A 5,376-nucleotide genomic window follows, 5' to 3' on the forward strand; every position below is an offset into this window, starting at 1 on the left:
GATACTGGTGGCGGGTGGTTTCGGTCCAGGCCATCGTGGTCTCCATCGAAGCTTCGCAACTCCGACAGAATCACAACGAACTGAAATCACCCAACTTCTTTTTCGTTCAGGCTCTCAGAGCGTGGGCGTAACTCTAAGCTTCAGCTCGCCGGGTTACGGCCAGGATTACGGCTATGGTCGCGGCTACGGCCAAGATTACGGCTACGGCCGCGGCTATGCCCCCCAGAACCTCCAATACCGCGCCCAGGCCCTGTCTCAGCACATTGAGCGCCTGGCCTGGAATGGCGATCTGCACCGCCGCGAGGCCCGCGCTTTGTCGCGCCAACTGCAGCAGTATCAGAGCCTTGAGTACCACTACGCCCGCAACGGCCTTTCGGCCCGGGAGTACTATGACCTGAACGCCCGCCTCGACCGGATCGAGTATCAGGTCCAACGGGTCCAGCACGCCCTCTGGTAGGTCACGAGAACTGCGGAGGGTCGCTCCGGTAACGGGGCGGCCCTTTCGGGGTGTTGTCAGCTGTGGACGGCTCCTTCTCTGCAACGGGGCGTCCGGTTCGGCGGAAGTGGACCCCCAACACGTCACCTAGTTCACGGATCGCGATCAGATCGCAGCCACATGGGAGTGGGCCAACGCTCACAGTGGTTTACACGGCTTCGTGACTGGTTAGGCTGCCTTCACCGCTCAGCTGCGGGGGAGGGAACAATCTTGAGATTGCATCTGCTAGTGGCCGCCGCGGTGTCCGCGCTTGGCCTCGTCGCCTGCCAGCCCGCTGAAACGCCGGTCGCGGAAAACGCGGAAGAGAACGTCGTGCTGGATGAGGCATCGGCGCTCGATACGCCCATCGTACTGGCCACAGAGGGCTTGTCCGCCGGAACCGGCAAACTCATCGCCCTCGGAGCCCCCTACGACGAGGCGGTCACCCTCGTCACAGGCGCCCTGGGCGGGGCGACCCCCGTGGAGAATACGAACAATGAGTGCCCGAATGGTGCCATGAGATACGCCCGTTGGGATGCCGGCCTGACCCTGTTGTTCCAAAACGAAGCACTGGTCGGCTGGGAAAGCACGGGTGCCGGCCTGACCACCGGAACCGGCGTCCACGCCGGATCGACGGTCCAAGAACTCCGCGCTGCTTATCCAACGGTCGAAATTCAGGAGACCACGACACCGAGCCACGTCTTCCTGACCGAAGACGGCCTCTACGGCCCGCTAAACGGGGCCAAGACCGCTGTGGTCTCAATACGCTCGGGCACGAACTGCGACGCCAGCTGATCCCACCGGATGGGCTGGTTGGGGTGGAAAGCTACAACCACCGCTCAGAACGGCGGGCCCGTTGGGTGTCTGAGATGGTCGAGGGCCGACTGCGGCACCCTGCCGATACACCGCCTCGAAGCCCCGCCTCCGGCAGTGTTTGCAGGTATGGCGCAGGTCGGAATTCCGGACGCGCCCACCGGAAGGCGCCGCAGCTCAGGAGCGTTGGAAACACCCCCTCTATCCAAACTGGGAAGGGGGTGGGTCGGCCGGCTTTCGAAGCCGCCGGTGGTCCTCCAAACCCATGCCGGCACTGGGTTTGGCCGGATCCCTTCCCTGGATTTCGTAATGCGGGGGTCAGGTGTTCGAGTCACCTAAGCGGCACCATCATTCCAGCAGGACCTAGGCTCGGCGTAAGGCGGAGGTGCCTTCCGGCTGGGCTCGGTGGTGGGTCCCACGTGGGTGGGCCTTCCGCAAGGACTGGCTCTAAGTGCGGCCCCTCCAAGGTCCGAAAGTGGGCCGGGGGCCAATGACGCTTGTCGACCCAAAGCGGACGCCGCCTTACAGACAATTAACGGGACATGATTTCCATAAGCGATTATGGAAATGGCATGAACCAAGGCATCGGTACCCAGCTCCGCCATTTACTCGAACTGCTCGATGGTGCGGTCACCGAGGCCTATGCGAACGAGTCTTTACGCTATCGCCCGCGCTATACTCCAGTGATGCGCGCGCTGATCGCATCCGAGCCCCGCGCCATCAGTCAGATCGCTGAGGCCGCCGGCATCTCCCAACCTGCAGCCACACAGACTGTAAGCCTCATGATCCGCGACGGCCTGGTGTCGTCCGCGCCCGGCAGGGACGCTCGCCAGCGGATGATCCGGCTCACGCCGGCGGGACGGGACCTCTTGCCGAACCTGCAGAGGTGCTGGCGCGCCACGGCTGCGGCTGCGGCCGGTCTCGACGCAGAGCTCTGTAGCCCCCTGTCGCAGGTGCTGGCCGATGCGATCACTGCGCTGGAGCGAAAATCGTTTGGTGATCGCTTGGCCGAGGCTCGCCCTCCGACCTGACCCCCAGGTCGGCATTCCACTGGAAAGTCCAGGATAACAGCCCGCGTCCGCGGCCAGCCTCGTGGACGCCAGAATTCTCAATCGTTCCATAGCCCTAGCCGTTTTTAGTCAGAGGAAGTGTTCATGCGTCTCGCCATCCTTTTCGGGTCTCTCGCGCTCGCCGCGACCGCCTTGCCCGTCCATGCTCAAGTCGAGGCCTCCGGTTCGCTGACATCCCTGCCCTCGGTCGACAGCAGGGCGGTCGTGGCCGAAGTCCGCCGTGTCATCGGCGAACGCTATGTTCTGCCTGAGCGCCGTCCCGCGCTCGATGCCGTGATGGCCGAAGGCCTTGCCTCGGGCCGATATGCCGTCACGGACGGCGCTGTCCTGGCTGAACGGCTCAACGCTGATCTGGAAAGGGTCGGACAAGACCGTCACCTTGGTTTCCGCTTCAATCCGCAAGAGGCCGCGATGATCGCGTCCGGTTCGGTCGAGCAGCCCGGCGCCAATCCCGCGTTCGAGCGGCTGATTCGCAATGCCAACCATGGCGTCACCGATTTACGTCTGTTGCCGGGCAACGTGCGGCTGATGAAGTATGACGGCTTCCACTGGACGGGGGCTGAGAGCGCCGCCGCGCTCGACAACGCGATGCGCTTCTTGGCGGGCGGCGACGCGGTGATCATCGACCTTCGCGCCAACGGCGGCGGCAACCCGGAGGCGGTGCAGCATATCATCAGCCGCTTTCTGCCGGCTGGTACGCAGCTGACGACCTTTTACATGAATGGCTCGGCCGAACCCGACGGCTTCTCGAGCCTGGAAACACCAACTGAGCAGCGGATGATCGGCAAGCCGCTCTATGTCTTGACCAGCGGCGAGACCGGCTCGGCTGCCGAGGAGTTCACTGGCCACGTTGCCGGATACCACCTCGGCGAGATCGTTGGCGCCAACACCGCTGGGGCGGCGTTCCGCAACGACATGGTCGCCGTCGGCGAACAATTCGTGCTCAGCGTCTCGGTCGGGCGCGCCGTCCTGGCGTCCACCGGCAAGGACTGGGAGGCAGTCGGCCACGCACCAACGGTCGAGGCCGAGGTCACCGCCGCCCTGGATATCGCTCACGCTGCCGCGCTGCGGACTGTGGCCGCCACGGCGCCAGCCGACGAGCGCGCCGTGCTGGAGGCCGTTGCCGAGGCAATGGCGGCTCGCGGGCTGCGGCGCGCTCCTGAACTCGACCTTGCGGCCTATGCCGGCGTTTATGGCGACCGCACCATCACCTCAGACGGTGGGCGGCTCTTCTCACAGAGACCCGACAGACCTTCATTTCCGCTGATCGCCTTGGGTGGTAACCGCTTCGCTATCGAATCCGCCCCAGGCATGCGGATGGTGTTCGAGGCAGCCGACGCGGCCGTGCAGGCTATGACAGTCGAGTACGTCGGTGGCCCCGCCCAGCCGCGGACCGAGCGAACGGCGCCGGCCCGCTGACCATGAGTGGAAAAACATTGCAATCTTACAGGCTGATCGGGCCGCTTCGCTGCTAAGCCCCGATGTCCGCTATCCATCTGTGGACGCCCCCTTCAACGCAAGGGTGAATTTCAGAGTTTCTGACACGTAGTCGGATGCTGCCATCTGTCCGGCCTGTGGTGCGGCGGCGAACCGTCGCTGGCCTGTATGGGAGTTCGCGGATCCGGTCCAAATCACCCAAAGCGTGCTCGAGGCACGGTGGAAAGCCCTGGTTTTCCTGATCCCGTCTCGCCGACTGTTGCGCCATACGCTCATTCGCTCATCCCTACGCTTCGACGTCTCGCGTTCGTGCTGGCTAAGCCGGCACGCCCGGAGCTCTGTAGACATCGCCCTTGGCCAGAAGCGCCCAGACGATGCGGGCGTTCTTGTTGGCCAGGGCGACGATGACCAGCATCTTCGGCTTTCGCGCCAGCATCTGGTCGAGCCATGACCCTGCCGGCGCGCCGCGGATAGAGGCCTGTTTGATGACGGCGCTGGCCCCGATGGTCAGAAGCCGTCGCAGCGTTCGCTCACCCATCCTGGTGATCGCGCCGAGCTTTTGTTGCCCTCCGGTGGATCGCTGTCGCGGCGTGAGGCCCAGCCAGGCGGCGAAGTGACGACCGCTCTTGAAGGCTTCGTGGGAGGGAGCGAGCGCGATCAGGGCCGTCGCCGTGATCGGGCCGATCCCCGGGATGGTCATCAGTCGACGTGCGACCGGATCATGCCGGGCGCGTGAGGCGATCTCCGCGTCGAGCACGGCGATCTGCTGGTCGAGTGTTCGCAGGGTCGAGACCAGAACCAGTAGAATGGTTCGTGCGGCGAGAGGGAGCGCTTCGGCCGGATCTTCGACGCGCGCGATCAGCCGATCGACATGGGGCACGCCCCTCGGAACGACCCAGCCATACTCCGCCAGATGCCCCCGCAGAGCATTGATCGTCTGGGTGCGCTGCCGCACCAGCAGGTCGCGGGCGCGGAAGACCACACTGCTGGCCTGCTGCTCTTCCTGCTTGAGCGGCACGAACCTCATACTGGGCCGCTGCGCCGCCTCGCAGATCGCCTCGGCGTCGGCCATGTCGTTCTTCTGACGCTTCACGAACGGCTTCACGTAGATCGGCGGGATCAGCCGGACTGTATGGCCCTGTCGGGTCAGTTCGCGACCCCAGTGATGGGCGCCCGCGCAGGCCTCCATCGCCACGACGCAGGGCGTTAGCTCCGCGAAGAACGCCAGCAAACGTCCTCGCCCCAACTTCTTGCGAAACACCACCTCGCCCGAAGCATCCGCGCCATGCGCTTGAAAGATGCTCTTGGCGAGATCCAGACCAACAGTGATAACCTGTCCCATGGACGCCTCCTTCGAGTGTTGTTCAACACCCTCACTCTGGCACGTAGATGCCGTCGGGGGGCGTCCACCCCATCACCCCCGACGGCGGTTCGGAAGATCTGCTGTCGGCCCTTGGGGTTCAGGTCCGGTTTCGGGCCCGATGCCAATGTCGTGGTCCGACCCGTTGCGGACGTCCGGGACGTCCTGTTTCTGGCAAGGAGAGCAGGCGCAAACGAGGAGGGCTGGCAGCAACGGCCTCG

Annotated in this window: 5 protein-coding genes; 4 read left to right on the top strand and 1 reads right to left on the bottom strand. The window is 64.5% G+C overall.

The features are described 5' to 3' along the window. The first annotated feature begins 121 nt into the window (after nt 1–121). From ACP7AB_RS16690 to ACP7AB_RS16705, 4 genes are all read left to right on the top strand, one after another. Nucleotides 122–457, top strand: a complete 336-nt coding sequence (locus ACP7AB_RS16690; RefSeq protein WP_425993138.1) for a hypothetical protein — start codon at nt 122–124, stop codon at nt 455–457. Nucleotides 458–706: 249 nt separating this feature from the next. Beyond that, nucleotides 707–1,270, top strand: coding sequence for a hypothetical protein (locus ACP7AB_RS16695; protein ID WP_425993137.1), 564 nt, complete (start codon nt 707–709; stop codon nt 1,268–1,270). Nucleotides 1,271–1,860: 590 nt separating this feature from the next. Further along, on the top strand, nt 1,861–2,319 hold the full coding sequence (locus ACP7AB_RS16700) for a MarR family winged helix-turn-helix transcriptional regulator (RefSeq protein WP_425993135.1): 459 nt from the start codon (nt 1,861–1,863) through the stop codon (nt 2,317–2,319). A 123-nt stretch (nt 2,320–2,442) separates the two neighbouring features. Continuing rightward, nucleotides 2,443–3,777 carry a S41 family peptidase gene (locus ACP7AB_RS16705; protein ID WP_425993133.1) on the top strand — a complete coding sequence of 445 codons (1,335 nt, stop codon included), beginning with the start codon at nt 2,443–2,445 and terminating at the stop codon, nt 3,775–3,777. A 334-nt stretch (nt 3,778–4,111) separates the two neighbouring features. Here ACP7AB_RS16705 and ACP7AB_RS16710 read toward each other — a convergent pair whose 3' ends face one another. After that, complete coding sequence (locus tag ACP7AB_RS16710; RefSeq protein WP_425993131.1) at nt 4,112–5,137, bottom strand: IS110 family transposase; 1,026 nt, start codon at nt 5,135–5,137, stop codon at nt 4,112–4,114. Between the last annotated feature and the right edge of the window lie 239 nt (nt 5,138–5,376).

The sequence above is a fragment of the Brevundimonas sp. TWP3-1-2b1 genome (genome assembly GCF_049896165.1).
Classification (GTDB): Bacteria; Pseudomonadota; Alphaproteobacteria; order Caulobacterales; family Caulobacteraceae; genus Brevundimonas; species Brevundimonas subvibrioides_B.